General features: G+C 62.8%; 15 protein-coding genes. 5 read left to right on the forward strand and 10 right to left on the reverse strand.

The genetic code is table 11. The features are described from left to right. Window positions 1-25: 25 nt before the first annotated feature. Window positions 26-820, reverse strand: coding sequence for a transporter substrate-binding domain-containing protein (locus tag IVA88_RS20980; protein WP_247499090.1), 795 nt, complete (start codon window positions 818-820; stop codon window positions 26-28). Window positions 821-934: 114 nt separating this feature from the next. Here IVA88_RS20980 and IVA88_RS20985 point away from each other — a divergent pair, with 114 nt between their 5' ends. After that, window positions 935-1,432, forward strand: a complete 498-nt coding sequence (locus tag IVA88_RS20985; RefSeq protein WP_247500371.1) for a DUF1993 domain-containing protein — start codon at window positions 935-937, stop codon at window positions 1,430-1,432. A 2-nt stretch (window positions 1,433-1,434) separates the two neighbouring features. On the opposite strand, the gene IVA88_RS20990 is transcribed toward IVA88_RS20985, so the two are convergent. The 6 genes from IVA88_RS20990 to IVA88_RS21015 all read right to left on the reverse strand — a co-directional run bounded on the left by IVA88_RS20990 (window position 1,435) and on the right by IVA88_RS21015 (window position 7,553). Next, complete coding sequence (locus tag IVA88_RS20990; protein WP_247499091.1) at window positions 1,435-1,914, reverse strand: hypothetical protein; 480 nt, start codon at window positions 1,912-1,914, stop codon at window positions 1,435-1,437. Between the two features lie 170 nt (window positions 1,915-2,084). After that, window positions 2,085-3,074 (reverse strand): hydroxyacid dehydrogenase, encoded by a 990-nt coding sequence (locus IVA88_RS20995; protein ID WP_247499092.1) that lies wholly within the window; start codon window positions 3,072-3,074, stop codon window positions 2,085-2,087. 34 nt (window positions 3,075-3,108) lie between these two features. Then, window positions 3,109-4,209 (reverse strand): sn-glycerol-3-phosphate ABC transporter ATP-binding protein UgpC, encoded by a 1,101-nt coding sequence (gene ugpC, locus IVA88_RS21000; protein ID WP_247499093.1) that lies wholly within the window; start codon window positions 4,207-4,209, stop codon window positions 3,109-3,111. Window positions 4,210-4,215: 6 nt separating this feature from the next. Next, the gene (locus IVA88_RS21005; RefSeq protein ID WP_247499094.1) at window positions 4,216-5,127 is read right to left on the reverse strand and encodes a carbohydrate ABC transporter permease; all 912 of its coding nucleotides are present in this window, start codon (window positions 5,125-5,127) and stop codon (window positions 4,216-4,218) included. Next, window positions 5,127-6,065, reverse strand: coding sequence for a sugar ABC transporter permease (locus IVA88_RS21010; protein WP_247499095.1), 939 nt, complete (start codon window positions 6,063-6,065; stop codon window positions 5,127-5,129). The genes IVA88_RS21005 and IVA88_RS21010 overlap by 1 nt, the downstream gene beginning before the upstream one ends. Before the next feature lie 147 nt (window positions 6,066-6,212). After that, window positions 6,213-7,553, reverse strand: coding sequence for an extracellular solute-binding protein (locus IVA88_RS21015; RefSeq protein ID WP_247499096.1), 1,341 nt, complete (start codon window positions 7,551-7,553; stop codon window positions 6,213-6,215). 471 nt (window positions 7,554-8,024) lie between these two features. Here IVA88_RS21015 and IVA88_RS21020 point away from each other — a divergent pair, with 471 nt between their 5' ends. After that, window positions 8,025-8,819, forward strand: a complete 795-nt coding sequence (locus IVA88_RS21020; protein WP_247499097.1) for a Spy/CpxP family protein refolding chaperone — start codon at window positions 8,025-8,027, stop codon at window positions 8,817-8,819. Window positions 8,820-8,930: 111 nt separating this feature from the next. After that, on the forward strand, window positions 8,931-9,308 hold the full coding sequence (locus IVA88_RS21025; protein WP_247499098.1) for a response regulator: 378 nt from the start codon (window positions 8,931-8,933) through the stop codon (window positions 9,306-9,308). Window positions 9,309-9,368: 60 nt separating this feature from the next. Here IVA88_RS21025 and IVA88_RS21030 read toward each other — a convergent pair whose 3' ends face one another. The 3 genes from IVA88_RS21030 to glk form a co-directional block, all read right to left on the reverse strand. Next, the gene (locus tag IVA88_RS21030; RefSeq protein ID WP_247499099.1) at window positions 9,369-9,524 is read right to left on the reverse strand and encodes a hypothetical protein; all 156 of its coding nucleotides are present in this window, start codon (window positions 9,522-9,524) and stop codon (window positions 9,369-9,371) included. 141 nt (window positions 9,525-9,665) lie between these two features. After that, a complete protein-coding gene (locus tag IVA88_RS21035) occupies window positions 9,666-9,869 on the reverse strand; it encodes a hypothetical protein (RefSeq protein WP_247499100.1) in 204 nt (67 codons plus the stop codon). Between the two features lie 147 nt (window positions 9,870-10,016). Beyond that, complete coding sequence (gene glk, locus IVA88_RS21040) at window positions 10,017-10,985, reverse strand: glucokinase (protein WP_247500372.1); 969 nt, start codon at window positions 10,983-10,985, stop codon at window positions 10,017-10,019. 251 nt (window positions 10,986-11,236) lie between these two features. Between glk and pncA the strand changes: the two genes are divergently transcribed. Both pncA and IVA88_RS21050 read left to right on the forward strand, forming a co-directional pair. Then, window positions 11,237-11,881: a bifunctional nicotinamidase/pyrazinamidase gene (pncA, locus tag IVA88_RS21045; RefSeq protein WP_247499101.1), complete on the forward strand. Its 645-nt coding sequence runs from the start codon at window positions 11,237-11,239 to the stop codon at window positions 11,879-11,881. Window positions 11,882-11,897: 16 nt separating this feature from the next. Then, window positions 11,898-13,013 (forward strand): alpha/beta fold hydrolase, encoded by a 1,116-nt coding sequence (locus IVA88_RS21050; RefSeq protein WP_247499102.1) that lies wholly within the window; start codon window positions 11,898-11,900, stop codon window positions 13,011-13,013. The last annotated feature ends 130 nt before the right edge of the window (window positions 13,014-13,143 follow it).

Below are 13,143 nucleotides of genomic sequence, written 5' to 3' on the forward strand. Positions count from 1 at the left end.
GGGGCAAGCGACAGGAGGACGCGGCCTAGTCGAACCAGGCGGCGTAGATCTTCTTGTAGCTGCCGTCCTCCATGGAAATGTGCAGCCATTGGTCGACGAACGCCTTCAGCGCCATGTCGCGCTGGAGCCAATAGGCCTTCTCGGAGAAGTCGAACGGTTTTTCGGGATGCACCGCGCACAGCACGCCTTGATGCTGCTTCTGCTGGTAGCGCGTCTCGGAGGCGTCCGTCATCATCAGGTCGGCATTGCCCTTGGCGATCTCCTCGAAGATCACGGTATTGTCGGAGAAGACGGTGATGTCGGCGTCCTTGATGTTGGCTCGCGCGAAGCGTTCGTTGGTGCCGCCGGGATTGACGATCACGCGGGTGCCCTTCTTGTCGATGTCGGTGATATTCTGGTACTTGGCGACATCGGCACAGCGCGTGATCGGCGTCTTGCCCTCGCGCATGATCGGCGTGGAGAAGAAGCCCTTCTTCTGCCGATCGAGGGTGACCGAGACGCCGCCCATGGCAATGTCGAACTGATCGGCCTCGAAATCCTTCATCAGCTTCGGCCAGGCTGTCGGCACGAACTCGACCTTGACGCCGAGCGCCTTTCCGAGTGCCTCCGCCATGTCGACGTCAAAGCCGCTGAATTGCTGCGTCGTCTTGTCGAGATAGGTGAAGGGCTTGTAGTCGCCGGTCATGCCGACGCGCAAAGTGCCGCGCTTGACGATCTCGTCGAGGCGGGACGGCGCCGCCTGCTGTGCGTGAGCCGAAGGGTTTGCCAGCAGGACCACGGCCAAAGCCGCCAAAATTCGAATGGTCGTTCGAACGATCATCTCTTTTCCACCCATGCCCAAGCTGTCATTGTGCAGATCTCGATGCCTGGATTTAGACCAGATGCCCGTCGCTGGCGAGGCGGAATTGAAGGGAATTTCGAAGTGACGATCTCGATGTATGACGCCTCGGTCGGCGTCTTCGTGCCGTATCTGCGCAACCTGTCCGCACTGCTCGACAAGGGCGTTGCCTATGCCGAAACCCGGAAATTCAATCCGGCCGTCCTGCTTGGCATGCGGCTATCGCCGAACATGTACGATCTGGCCCAGCAGATCGGCGAGGCCTGCCGCCATGCCACGGTCGCCCCGGCCTTGCTGGCCGAGCGCGAGCCGGTCGCGCTGCCGGTGCTGGAGCACGACATGGCCGGCCTCCAGGCCCGCATCGCGACGTCCATCGAGTTCATCGAAAGCCTGCCGCGCGCGGAGATCGACGCGGCGGCGGAACGGAATGTCTTCTTCAGGCTGAAGAACGGGACCGAGTTGCCCTTCACCGGGCGGACGCTGTTGCTGACCTTCAGCGTCCCGCAGTTCTTCTTTCACGTCACGACGGCCTACGACCTGCTGCGGCACGCAGGCGTCGAGCTCGTCAAGAAGGATTATCTCGGACGACGATAGATTTAGGCTTCGCCCTTGCGCTCGTAATCGGCGAGGGAGCTGCGGCCGGCGATCTCGCTGCGCAGCTCTTCGAAGCGCCGATGTGCCTCGTCCTCGTGCGCGTCGACGAAATGCACCGCGGCTTCGCTCGTCATCGGGCCGCTCACCACGGGCACGGACTGCTCGCCGATGGTTTCGTGGACGTAGAACTGGCCGTCATCGTCGCGATGGACCGTCCATTTCAGACGAATCGCCACCATCGGCCCCGGACCAACCTTGCTATAGCCGTCGGCGTCGGTGTGCTCCGGCACCAGCGGCTGCTCCTCGACCACCGGATGTTCGTCGACCATCGGGTGCTCGTCGGCGACCCCATGCTCACCAGCCACCACCATTTCGGTCACGGTTACGGTCTCGGTCTCGCGAACCACGAGAACGGGCTCGGGGTGCTCCAGGATGCTGGCGATGGTCGCCAGCGCGTGGTCGGTCGGGTCGATCTCTGACAAGGGTCCATCCTCCAGCTCGACGCGGCCGGCAAGTCTGTCCCACTGCCGCCGCGGCCGGGCTTATTACACGGGTTTGATTAAGGCTGAGTTGGGGCTCGATCTGCGCCAAAATGGGACGCATTCTGGCGTTCCGAAGGCGGGCGGATTGGCCGCCCGCCCAGGAGATCGGCTCAGCCCAGCACGTCCTGATTGATGATGTTCTGCCGGATGGGATCGCCGTCCAGCACGCTCAGGATGTTGCGCGCGGTCTGCTCGCTCATCCGGCTCACCGCCTCGACCGTGACGCCGGCGACATGCGGGGCCATGATGACGTTGGGCAGCGCGAACAGCGCGTTGCTGACCGGCGGCGGCTCGACCTCGAACACGTCGATGCCGGCACCGGCGAGCTTGCCCGAGACCAGCGCGTCGTACAGCGCCGTCTCCTTCACGATGCCGCCGCGCGCAGTGTTGATGAGATAGGATTTCGGCTTCATCCGGCCGATCCGCGCCGCATCGAACAGGCCGACCGTTTCCGGCGTCTTCGGGCAGTGGATCGTGACGAAATCGGCGTGAGGCAGCGCGGCATCGAGATCGGCGACCGGCTCGCAGCCTCCGGCTTTGATATCTGCGGCGGGCTTGTAGGGATCATAGACCTGCACATTCATGTCCATCGCCAGGCAGCGCTTGGCGGTGCGGGTGCCGATGCGGCCGAAGCCGATGATCAGCACCGTCTTGCCGTAGAGATCGAATGGCAGCATGCTGAGGCGGTCGGCCCATTTGCCGTCCTTGACGCAGGCGTGCATCTCCTGCGCGCGTTTTGCCAGTGTCAGCATCATGAACAGCGCCTGCTCTGCGACCGAGGGCGAATTCGCGCTGCCGGCGACCATCAGCGGCACCTTGCGGCGGGAGAGGGCGGGGACGTCGACGGCGTCGTAGCCGACGCCGATCCGGGTGACCACCTTCATGTCTTTCGACGCTTCGAGCTCGGTCTCGCCGAAGGCGGTAGCGCCGAGCGCCACGCCATGGACCGGCGCGTGGCTCTCGAGCAAGGCCTCGAAGTCTTTGGCGGAGATCAGGTTCGGAAACTCGATGAGCTCGATGTCATCTCGCTGGGTAAGGAGGGTGCGCGCCCCTTGCGACAAAGTTTGTGTAACGAAAATCTTCTTCTTGTTGGTCGCCATCGTCCCCTGCCTGCGCGAGTTTCTTGCCCGGCCGTCACAATACGGCGCCGGTTGTCTCGTTTAGCAGGTGCATATTGTTGAGGTCCATTGCCAAACGCATGGGTGCCCCGTCCTTGGCGCCCGCATTGGGATCGACACGGCCGCAGATCGGCGTGCCTTCCAGTCCGAAATAGACCAGCGTCTCCATTCCCATCGGCTCGGTGACATCAAGCACCGTGTCGAAGGTCTCGACACCCGGCTCCAGATGCGCATGCGATTCCGTGAGATGTTCGGGACGGATGCCGAGCAAGAGGTTTTCAGTCCGGGGCAGCGCGCCGTAGCGGGCGGCGCGGGCCGGCGGCAACGGGAACGAGATGCGGTCCGTCAGGCGGACGTTGAGCTTGCCGCCGACGTCCTCGAGCCGGCACGGAATGAAGTTCATCGCCGGCGAGCCGATGAAGCCCGCGACGAAGCGCGTCGCCGGCTTGTGGTAGAGCTCGTTCGGGGTGCCGATCTGCTCGATGCGGCCCTTGTTCATCACCACGACGCGATCGGCCAGCGTCATCGCTTCGACCTGGTCATGGGTGACGTAGACCGTGGTGGTGCGCACCTTCTGGTGCACCTTCTTGATCTCGATCCGCATCTGCACGCGCAGCTTGGCATCAAGATTGGACAGCGGCTCGTCGAACAGGAAGACTTTTGGGTTGCGCACGATGGCTCGCCCCATGGCGACGCGCTGGCGCTGGCCGCCGGAGAGCTGCTTCGGCTTGCGGTCGATCAGATCGGTGATGTCGAGGAGCCGGGCGGCCTCGGTCACGCGCGCCTTGATCTCGGCCTTGGGATAGTGCTTGAGCCGCAGCCCGAACGACATGTTCTCCGCGACAGTCATGTGCGGATAAAGTGCGTAGTTCTGAAACACCATCGCGATGTCGCGGTCCTTCGGCGGCACGTCGTTGACGACGTCGCCGCCGATCATGATGTCGCCGTCGGTGATGTCCTCGAGCCCCGCGATCATGCGCAACGTCGTCGACTTGCCGCAGCCGGAAGGGCCGACGAGCACGATGAACTCATGGTCGGAAATGTCCAGATCGATGCCGCGCACTGCCTCGACGTCGTCGTAACGCTTGATGACCTTCCGTAACGCAACCTCAGCCATAAGACATCAACCCTTTGTCGCGCCGGCGGTCAGGCCGGCAATGTAATAGTCCATCAGGAAGGCGTAGATGACCAGCGGCGGGGCAGCGCCAAGCAGCGCGCCGGTCATGATCTGACCCCAGTTGAAGACGTCGCCCTTGATCAAAGTGGTGGTGATGCCGACCGGCAGCACGAGCTGGTCGATGGATGTCGTGAACACCAGGGGATAGAGGAACTGCGCCCACGACACGGTGAAGGCGAAGATGGTCGCTGCGATCAGGCCGGGCAGGGCGACGGGGATGAAAATCCGCGTCAGGGTTTGAAGCCAGGAGGCACCGTCGATAAGAGCAGCCTCGTCCAGCTCCTTCGGGATCGAGGCGAAATAGCCGATCATGATCCAGGTGCAGAACGGCACGGTCAGCGTCGGATAGATGAACACCAGCACGTACCAGCGGTTGAGAAGAGTGATGCCAGTGATGTCCTGGACCACCGCGAGCATCTTGAACAAGGGAATGAACAGGAGGCTGTCCGGGATCAGATAGGTAAGAAAGACGCCGGTCGCGAGCGTCGCCGAGCCCCAGAATTTCATCCGCGCCAGTGCAAACGCCGCCGGAATGCTGATCAGCATCGTCACGATCACGACCACGATCGAGATCATCGACGAATTCCAGAAGAATCGCAGAAACTGGTTCGAGGTCAATAGCTCGACATAGTTCGACAGGGTCGGATGAAATACCCACCACGGATTGGTGGCGGCCGAGATCTCCGCGCTGCTCTTGAGCGAGGTGATCAGCATGTAGATCGGCGGGATCAGGAAGAAGATCGCAAACAGCACCAGGAAAAAGTAGGACCAGCGCAGCGCCCAGGTGCGGTCGCGGCTCATGCTTCGAAGCTTGACCTTGCGTGTCGGTCCGGCCTTGTCGATTGCGAGCGTGCTCATCAGGCTTCGTTCCCACGTTTGTTGACATCGCGCAGGATGAAGACCGCTGCGACGGCGAGGATCGGCACCATGAACAGCGAGACGCAGGCGCCGAGCGGAATGTCGCTGCTCTGGATGCCGACCTGGAACGCCCAGGTGGCGAACAGATGCGTCCGGTCCAGCGGACCGCCGGAGGTGAGGATACGCACGATGTCGAAATTGGCGAAAGTGACGATCAGCGAGAACAGCGTGGTGATGGCGATGATGTTGCGCATCATCGGCAAGGTGATGTGCCAGATCTTCTGCCACCAATTGGCGCCGTCGATCGCTGCGGCTTCGTAGAGCTGGTCAGGTACGGATTTCAGCGCGGCCAGGTACATGATCAGGAAGAACGGCGCGCCGTACCAGACGTTGACGAGGATGACGGAGAAGCGCGCCCAAAAGGTGTCACCGAGCCACGGGATGGGACCGATGCCGAAGAACGAGAGCGTATAGTTGAAGGCGCTGTAGGAGGGATCGAATAGCCACAGCCATGCGAGCGTGCTCATTGCCGGCGGGATCACCCAGGGCACCAGCAGCATGCCGCGCCATTTACGTTGCTTCTTGCCCGGAATGTTGTGGACGAAATGCGCGACGATGAAGCCGATCAGCGCCTTGAAGACCACGGCGGTAATCGCAAAAATGCAGGACTGTCTCACCACCATCCAGAACGTCTCGCGCTTGAACAGGAAGGTGAAATTGCTGAGGCCGACGAACTTCGTCATCGCCTTGTTCAGCGTCGCCAGGTAGACCGAATAGAAGGCGGGATAGAGCACCAGCAGGGCGATCAGGAGGATCAGCGGCAGCGTCAGGAAAAACGCCACGGTCGATTTCCGTCCCATTGCATTGCGCAGGCTCGCCCGTTTGCGCGGGCTCGCAGCACGAGAGAGACGGCCTTGCTCAACGACGACATCGGCCATGACGTTAGCCTCTTTGCAGGACACGTAGCAGCACCTGTAGAACGGCGAAGCCGGCGCAGCCGTCGGCTTCATTCGGCACGCGGATCGGTCGACGGGTGCCTCGGCGGCTCACGCGCGAAGCGTGAACCGCCATGGCACATACCCGGCTCAGGTCCGCATGAAGCCTTCGCACTCGCCTTCGGCCCAGGCGAGCGCCGTCTCCAACTTCTCTCCTTGCGCAAAGCGCAGCGCCATCTTGGTCAGCGTCGCCTGGAAGTAGATCTGCTGGGCGATCTTCGGCGGCGCTGGAGATGCGGCGATCGACATCGTCTGCTGCTTGTAGGGATCCGGATAGTGGAAGAGCGTGCCCTTCGGCGGCCCTTCCTCGGCCCAGGTCTTGAACTTCGTCATGTTCGCGTAGGCCGGGAGATCGTACCCGCCGCTCGCCGCGACGAACTTCTCGATCGCCGCTGGCGAGGACAGGTGAACGAGCAAGCTCTTGGCCGCTTCCTTGTTCTTGCCAAAGGCCCAGACGCCCCAGAAGTAGGGCAGGAAGGGCGCAAAACGTCCCTTCGGACCGGACGGGAAGCCGTGCGTCCAGCACTGTTCGGCGACTTGCGGTGCGTCGCGCCTGGCGACCGCCCAGGCACTCGGCGGATTCAGGATCATCGCCCCGCGGCCCGAGATCAGCCATTTGTTGTTGGAGGCATCATCCCAGGACGGTGCGTCGGTGGGCAGGACGGCGATCAGCTTCTTGTAGAATTCGAGCGCCTGTCTGACCGCGTCGGTCTTGACGGTGATATCGCCCTTGGCGTTGACCAGCTCGGCGCCAAATGACTGGAAGATCGCGCCGGCGGTGTCGACGCTATCGGTGGTCTCGCCGAGACCGATGCCAAAGGGGAATCCCGCCTTGTGGCAGGCTTCGGCCGCCTTCAGGAACGTCTCCATGGTCCAGTTGTCCGCCTTTGGCGGACTGCCGGCCGGATACATCTCCTGCACGTCGATGCCGGCGTGCTTCTTCATCAGATCTATGCGGGAGCAGGGGCCCTTGATCTGGCTTCCCGGCGTCGCGGGCACTGCGAGCCATTTGCCGCCCGACCGTCCGAGATATTTGACGGTATCGTTCACCTCGCCGTTCTGCTTGATGAGCGGCTCCATGACGTCGTTGAGCGGTTCGAGGTTCTCGGAATAGGCGTGCGGCCACCAGCTCGGCATCTGCAGAATGTCGTGACCGGACTTGGCCTGAGCTTCGGCCGCCGCCGTCAGCTCGATCTTCTTGTTGTTGCTGGTGATGTAGTCGATCGAGACTTCGACCTTCTCCCTCTCGCCCCATTCCTTGACGAGCGCGGTGGAGGCATCGTTGGCGCCGGGCACCCAATGGTCCCAGAAGCCGATCGAGATTTTGCCGGCGGCGTAAGCGCCTCGGACATAGGGCGCGGTGATCAGCGCCGCGGAGGACATTGCAGTGGCAGCCACAAATTGACGTCGCGTCAGTGTCTTGCGTGACATCTCGTTTCCTCGCTTGGGTGGTTTATTGTTCTGGTGTTTCCTCTGAACTCTTCCGAGTTTTGCTTTTTGATTTTCTTGTTGGACTTTTTTTTATCGATGCCATCAGCTTCGAAGGCAAATTGGTAGCGCGATCAGATCATGATTGATTGCGTCTGTCGAGAAAACCGAACGTCTTGCGCCTAGAACTAACGTTGTGTCCGGGAACGCGGCAGTGCGCTCGATGTCGCGCGCCGGGCATGACCCGCGGTCGGCCGTTTTGCGACGCACACTTTGCGCTGACCCGCCGACCCGATACGTGCGCAATTACGCCGCAGTTTCCAAGGAGCCTGCATAAGCGTCTCGCGCCAAACGCTTTTCCGGCGTGGATAGCAAGTGCCGGCGTCTAGACCTCGAAGCGGTGAAAACGATAGAGTTGCAGCTGGCGGGTGGCTCTCACCCCAACAGGCCAATCAGATCGACATGGAGACCAGAATGATCAACCCGGCGCCGCCCGCGCGGCTTTACCTGCGTCGATGGTTCGCGCTGGGGTCCTTTTTCGTGTTGCTGCTCGGCGCAGCCGCGGTGGCGAACGCTCAAGGTCTGGTCAAAGGCGTTCAGGAAGGAGCGGCGGCCGGGAACAAGGCGGCAGGTCCGGTCGGCGGCGTGCTCGGCGGCGCGATTGGCGGTGTGGTCGGCGTCTTCACCGGCGTGCTCGGCGTTGGCAACAATGGCAATCAGGCACCTGCCGCCAAAGATCCAAGCAAGGACGCGAGCAAGGACTCCGCCAAGGACGCCAAGCAGGGCGCCGGCAAGGACAAGGACGCGAAAAGCGCCAAGGCCGGCAAGGGCGCCAAGACGAGCAAGGAGGCGAAGAACGCGCCGCAGGACAACAAGGATGTCACGGTCCTCACCCAGAGCGGCGCGCCGCAGCTGACCGCCGACCAGATCGTCACCAACAGCGATTCCTATATCGAGCGGATCAAGACTGAGCTGAACCTCACGCCCGAGCAGGAGAAGCACTGGTACGGCTTCTCGAGCGCCATGCACTACCTCGGGCATAACGGTGCTGAGCGACTCAACCTGCGGGTCGCGCGCGCCAAGCGGGATCCGCCGGACGACATCGTCGAGCAGATGCGCAACGAGGCGCAATTCCTGATCGACCGCGCGGCCGACCAGCGCAATGTGGCCGACGCCGCCGAGCCGCTCTATTCGAGCCTCGATGACAAGCAGAAGCAGGTCTTCGTACAGGAGATGGTGCGGCTCAGCCACGAACGGGGATTGGATTGATCAAGTTGAATCGGATCGGGCGCGTCTGAATTAACGGCGGCCGCCACGAATTCGTGAATCGTCTTCGCAATTCGGTTATGATGAGCTTCGTAAGCTGATTGCGGGGGTGATATGGCGGACGGACTCTCCGTTTTCCTGGTCGAAGACGAGACGTTGATCCGGATGATGATGGCGGACATGGTGGAGGAACTCGGCCACCGCGTCATCGCGGAAGCGGATAATGTCCGGGACGCCAGCGCTTTCGCCATGACCGCGCAGTACGATCTTGCGATCCTCGACATCAATCTCAAGGGTGTCTACGTCGACCCAGTCGCCGACTTGATCGAGCGCCGCGGCAAGCCGTTTCTGTTTGCGACGGGCTACGGTCCGGAGCTGCTGCCGTCCTTGCTCCGGCGCCGGCCGATCCTGCGTAAGCCGATTTCGATCGATCAGCTCAAGGCGATGATCGATTCGATGTTTCCGGAAGCGGCGGCGAAGACGCCGCACTGAGATCAAACGAAAATGGCCGCCCGTCAGGGGCGGCCATGTGACGACGGAATTCGTCGTGGCTCACATCAGGCCGGCGCCGAGATCGATGCCCTGCGCCATCAGGCCGAACGAGGCGACCAGGCCCGTGCAGCAGAACAGCAAGATGGTCTTGAACGAAGAATCGGCCACACGCGTTTCGATGGTGGCCGGCATCGCGGCAAGCGAAATCATGCTCATGTTCATTCCCCCCTTTGTTGCCCCTGAATTGCATCAGGTGAGGGAACTCTTAGAGCAAAAAGTTTGACGCGAGCTTTCGAGGGATCGTTAACGAAATTGCAATTGATGCCGCGTTCGCGCGCCATAGCGGGATCAACTGCGTCAATGGCGCCCGTTCTTCAGCACCGTGGCGATGGTGTGAGCTGTCATGGTGGCGCGGTCCGAAGCACGCTGGGCCGCGAGCCGGTCGCGCGCCTTTTCCTCGATCAAAAGCTCGATCAAGGCCAGCCGCTTGCCCTCGTCGTCGGCCTCGAGCAGCAGGCGGTGATAGCGGTGATAGTCGAAACCCAAATCCTGCTTACGCATGTCACGCCCCCGCAACTACGCCACGCACAAGCCAGGATTGTTTCTCATCCAACACGTGCGCGCAAGCACGATCCGACCTGGAATCGCGCGTGCGGTGCAATCAGCTGTGAATCGCTGGAACCCGCGCCGACGGAAGGCGCGCGCCCTTTAAGGCTGGTTGTGCTCCGCAAACATCTTCAGGCCGAGGAAACTCGCATCCGGTTTCGTGACCAGCCTGGTCGGGATGTTGCGGAGATAGTCCTGGAAGCGTCCCTTGGCCTCGAAGCGCGCCCGGAATGCTGAGGCTGCAAGGAACTCCGGAAAGCGCGGCACGATTCCGCCGGCAATATAGACGCCGCCGCGGGCGCCGAAGGTCACCGTGAGATTGCCCGTGACCGAGCCGAGAATGGCGCAAAACATCTCCAGCGTCGCGCGGCTGAGCTCGCAACTGCCCTCCAAGGCCGCCTTCGTGATGGCGGCAGCATCACGATGCGGCACTTGAGCCCCGTCAACCTCGGCCAGCGCCTCGTAGAGGCTTTGCAGGCCGGAGCCGGACAACGCGCCGCGCTCGATGGAGACATGGCCGAGGCGCCGGCGCAAGCACGCGATCACGCGTTCCTCGCGCTCGTTCTCCGCCGGCAGGGTTGCGTGGCCGGCCTCGGTGACGACGGCCAGCCGTGCGCCATGGCGCTGGACCAGACAGGAAACGCCAAAGCCGGTTCCGGGTCCGACCACCAGCAACGGCTCGCCGGGAAGGCCATCCTGTCCGCCGAGCGGGATCAGGTCGGCGGGCTGCAGGGCGGGCAGGGACCAGGCCACTACCTCGAAATCGTTGAGAACATGTACGCTGTCGAAGCCGAGGGCCGGCTGAAGCTCGTTGCCGTCGATGACCCACGGACTGTTGGTCATGACGCAGCGGTTGTTGGTGACGGGACCCGCGACGGCCAGCACGGCCCTCACAGGCTTCTCGTGGCCGGCCCGTTGGAGGACGTCGGAGATGGCCTCCCGAACTGTCGGGTGGTCGGCGACCTTCACATAGTCGATCGGTCCGATCTGATCGTCCTGGCTCAGCGCGAAGCGCGCATTGGTGCCGCCGATATCGGCGAGAAGAATCGTTCCTGTCTTGCCGATACCCATGATCATCCGGCTACCGCGGCCTTGCCGGCTGCGGGAACCTTTTCCTCCGCTCCTTCGATCCGATCCGCGTGCCGCGGACGTCCTAGAATCCGCCCTTGGATGCCGCTAGTCAACACAGCCGACGCCAAAGCGTTGCATGCTGAGGACGAAGGGCGCGCGATTTGCGCGACATTGTTGCAGAATGTCGGTGGTTGCGAAGCTGCGCGGGAAGATCGACACTGAGAACGGCCGGCGTCTGTCGTGCCAGGCCCATGGAATGGGATCTTGCGATGAAGATTTCCGACCGCGACGTGCTGCTGGTCATCGACGTGCAGAACGATTTTTGCACCGGCGGGGCGCTCGCCGTCCCCGGCGGCGAGAAGGTCGTCCCTGCCATCAATCGAATCGCCCAAAAAATCGCCAATGTGGTGCTGACCCAGGACTGGCATCCCCGGGATCATGTCTCCTTTGCTCCGACCCATGCGGGCAAACAGCCGTTCCAGACCGTCGCGCTTGACTACGGCGTCCAGGTGCTCTGGCCGAGCCATTGCGTGCAGGGCACGGCGGGCGCTGAATTGCATCGCGATCTCGACGTCACCCGCGCCAGTCTTGTGGTGCGGAAGGGGTTTCGGCGCGACATCGATTCCTATTCGGCATTATTCGAGAACGACAAGAAAACGCCGACCGGCCTGCTCGGATATCTGCGCGAACGCGAGTTGAAAATGGTCTTCGTCGCCGGCCTCGCGCTCGACTTCTGCGTTCGCTTTTCGGCCGAGGATGCCCGCCAGGCGGGGTTCGAGGTCGCCGTCGTCGAGGACGCCTGCCGCGGTATCGACCTCGACGGCTCGGTGGCCGCGACCCATCAGAGTTTTCGCGAGCGCGGCATTTCGGTCGTCAGCCTCGAGGCCTTCATGTGAGGACCGGGAGATAGCCATGGCGGAGAAGACCGGCAAACAGCTGCGCACACCGGGGCCGGCCCCGGAAGACCCGGTGCTGTGGCCGTTCGCAGCGGCTCAGCTTGCCATGGATGTCTGGTTCGGATGGCTCGAGCGCGGTGCGTCGGTGCAGGCCGACAGCAGCCTGCCATGGACCACGCCCAACTCCGTCGCGCTGGAGCTCGCGACCATGCGCCTGCGCGATTGCTCGCGAACGAGGTCCGGCCAGCCGGCGCTGGTTTGTGCGCCCTACGCGCTGCATCGCGCCCTAATCGCCGACTTCGCACCCGGCCACAGCGTGGTGCAGGCCCTGCAAAACGGCGGCATCGACCGGGTCTATCTGACCGACTGGCGCTCGGCCTCGCCGGAGATGCGATATCTCTCGATCGATAGCTATCTTGCCGATCTCAACGTCGCCGTCGACGAGATCGGCGCGCCGATCGATCTCGTCGGCCTGTGCCAGGGCGGCTGGCTGTCGCTGCTCTATGCGGCGCGCTTTCCCGCCAAGGTGCGGCGGCTGGTGCTAGCAGGCGCGCCCGTCGACCTCTCGACCGACTCCAAGCTGTCGCAGCTCGCCCGCAACGCGCCCGAAATGGTCTACGAGCAACTCGTCGCGCGGGGCGGCGGCAATGTCAGAGGCGAGGAGATGCTGCGTGTCTGGTCGAAGGCGCCGAGCCGCGACGACATCGTGACGGCGCTGCAGAGAGAACTCTCCGGCGAAGAGGGTGCGGCACTGCTGGCACGTTTCGGACGCTGGAACGCCGAGACTCTTAATCTCCCGGGCACCTATTATCTCGAGATCGTCAACTGGATTTTCCGGGAGAACCGGATCGCGCGCGGCCAATTCACGGCACTCGGTCGCGTGATTGATCTGAAGGACGTCAAGGCGCCGGTCTTCCTGCTGGCCGGGCTCGATGATGACGTCGTGCCGGCTGCGCAAGCGCTCGCCACTGCCGGTTTGCTCGGCACGCCACCGGCCTTCATTGCGGCGGCCTCTGAGCCCAGCAACCATCTCGGCCTGTTCATGGGCGCGCGGACCCACGCGCATGCCTGGCCGCGGATCGCCGAGTGGCTGCGCGATGACCTCTCCGGCGTGCTGGCGCGCAGCGCCTGATTTGGCAGCCTGACTTGGTAGCCTGACTTGGCCTTGGGGCGGGGCAGCGAAGCTGCAAATCCGTTATGCATGACGCTGAATGGCCTGCACGGGGGCAGGTCGATGGGGTAAATAGAGTGCAGAGCTGGCG

Origin of the sequence: Bradyrhizobium sp. 149 (genome assembly GCF_023073915.1) — a bacterium.
Taxonomy (GTDB): Bacteria; Pseudomonadota; Alphaproteobacteria; order Rhizobiales; family Xanthobacteraceae; genus Bradyrhizobium.

Coding starts and splice junctions, on each gene's coding strand:
- IVA88_RS20980 (WP_247499090.1), bottom strand. CDS start 820: ATGATCGTTCGAACGACCATTCGAATTTTGGCGGCTTTGGCCGTGGTC.
- IVA88_RS20985 (WP_247500371.1), top strand. CDS start 935: ATGTATGACGCCTCGGTCGGCGTCTTCGTGCCGTATCTGCGCAACCTG.
- IVA88_RS20995 (WP_247499092.1), bottom strand. CDS start 3,074: ATGGCGACCAACAAGAAGAAGATTTTCGTTACACAAACTTTGTCGCAA.
- ugpC (WP_247499093.1), bottom strand. CDS start 4,209: ATGGCTGAGGTTGCGTTACGGAAGGTCATCAAGCGTTACGACGACGTC.
- IVA88_RS21005 (WP_247499094.1), bottom strand. CDS start 5,127: ATGAGCACGCTCGCAATCGACAAGGCCGGACCGACACGCAAGGTCAAG.
- IVA88_RS21010 (WP_247499095.1), bottom strand. CDS start 6,065: ATGGCCGATGTCGTCGTTGAGCAAGGCCGTCTCTCTCGTGCTGCGAGC.
- IVA88_RS21015 (WP_247499096.1), bottom strand. CDS start 7,553: ATGTCACGCAAGACACTGACGCGACGTCAATTTGTGGCTGCCACTGCA.
- IVA88_RS21020 (WP_247499097.1), top strand. CDS start 8,025: ATGATCAACCCGGCGCCGCCCGCGCGGCTTTACCTGCGTCGATGGTTC.
- IVA88_RS21025 (WP_247499098.1), top strand. CDS start 8,931: ATGGCGGACGGACTCTCCGTTTTCCTGGTCGAAGACGAGACGTTGATC.
- IVA88_RS21030 (WP_247499099.1), bottom strand. CDS start 9,524: ATGAGCATGATTTCGCTTGCCGCGATGCCGGCCACCATCGAAACGCGT.
- IVA88_RS21035 (WP_247499100.1), bottom strand. CDS start 9,869: ATGCGTAAGCAGGATTTGGGTTTCGACTATCACCGCTATCACCGCCTG.
- glk (WP_247500372.1), bottom strand. CDS start 10,985: ATGGGTATCGGCAAGACAGGAACGATTCTTCTCGCCGATATCGGCGGC.
- pncA (WP_247499101.1), top strand. CDS start 11,237: ATGGAATGGGATCTTGCGATGAAGATTTCCGACCGCGACGTGCTGCTG.
- IVA88_RS21050 (WP_247499102.1), top strand. CDS start 11,898: ATGGCGGAGAAGACCGGCAAACAGCTGCGCACACCGGGGCCGGCCCCG.